2 protein-coding genes are annotated in these 1,238 nt (G+C 32.1%); both read left to right on the top strand.

From position 1 onward, the window contains the following. Positions 1-457: hypothetical protein (locus tag IAI10_RS24570; RefSeq protein WP_315675945.1), on the top strand; the 457-nt coding region annotated here is incomplete at its 5' end. Between the two features lie 14 nt (positions 458-471). Next, the gene (locus IAI10_RS24565) at positions 472-999 is read left to right on the top strand and encodes an SMI1/KNR4 family protein (RefSeq protein WP_315675944.1); all 528 of its coding nucleotides are present in this window, start codon (positions 472-474) and stop codon (positions 997-999) included. The last annotated feature ends 239 nt before the right edge of the window (positions 1,000-1,238 follow it).

Here is a 1,238-nt window from a genome sequence, read left to right as displayed (position 1 = left end):
AGGGAGAATAGGGAGTCTCCTTAGAAGTGAATCAAAAGCTGATAGTATACTGGAAGAAGATATAATAAAACAACAAGCTGAGATAGCAAATAAGGGGGTTACTAAAGCTGAACCATTCGATATTGTAAAATATGGTAATAAAACCCCAGGATTAGAAAATCACCATGGTGTAATGGATATGTGGGCACAGAAGAATATTCCAGGGTATAAGCCTAGACCAGCAGATTCAACAGCGATAGCATTAACAAAGGGACAGCATAATGCAACAAGGTCTGTATTCGGAAAGTGGAAGTATGAAAACTATGGATTTAAAGGAAAAGTAGATTGGGAAAATGTTTCACCAAGAGAAATTCAGAGGCTTTCAGAAAGAATGTTTGATGCTGCTAAAGTACCGCAAGATGCTAGAGCTGAATATTATAGAGAATTTAATAAATATATATATGGATTAGAAAAGTAAAGGAGATGTGTTCAATGGATATTAAAGAGATAATAAAGAAAGTAAGTTCTCTACAGAACTGCACTGTTTACCAACCATCAGGCATGATTAGTCTACCAAATGGTTTAGAAGCACCAGATGATTTAGTTGAGTTCTATAAAATATGTGGGGGTATTAGTTTATTCGAAGGTGCTCCGTATGCAGTTAAGATTGTAACACCAGAAGAGTTTATTAGCGCTAACCATGTAATAATAGGAGAAGAAATCATTAATGCAGAGATAGAAAAAGGAACTTATGATAATGAAATATCAAAGGATTGGTTTATAATAGCTGACTTATATAACTCAGATTATATAGTTATAGACTTAAATAAAGAACGTCTAGGTCAATGTTATAAAGCATTCTGGGACAGTTATCCAGAGGTTGGAAGTACAACAATAATTGCAAAATCTTTTACTGAGCTATTAATGCAACTAGTAGAAAATAGAGGTGAATATTGGTACTTCTTAAAAGACGATTATATATCATATGGTGATGCTTATGATGGTATTGATACAGAATAGAATTAAGCACTTACTACAAAATTAATGATAGAATAGATGCATAAAAAGATAAGAAGAATTAATCGAATTAACTAAAGATTTTATAGATGATGATACTATTGATGATATAGACACCATCGTAGAAGATATGGTGCTAGAATATAAATAGTACAAGTTGAAAGTGAAAAAATCCAAAATAAAAGATATAATAAAAATAGTGAAAGATGGAGGGTTTGGACATGAGTAGACAACAATTTACA

Origin of the sequence: Clostridium sp. 19966 (assembly GCF_032335695.1) — a bacterium.
Classification (GTDB): domain Bacteria; phylum Bacillota; class Clostridia; order Clostridiales; family Clostridiaceae; genus JACTOJ01.
The sequence above is the reverse complement of the archived record's forward strand: the minus strand, read 5'-3'. Positions and strand labels throughout refer to the sequence as shown.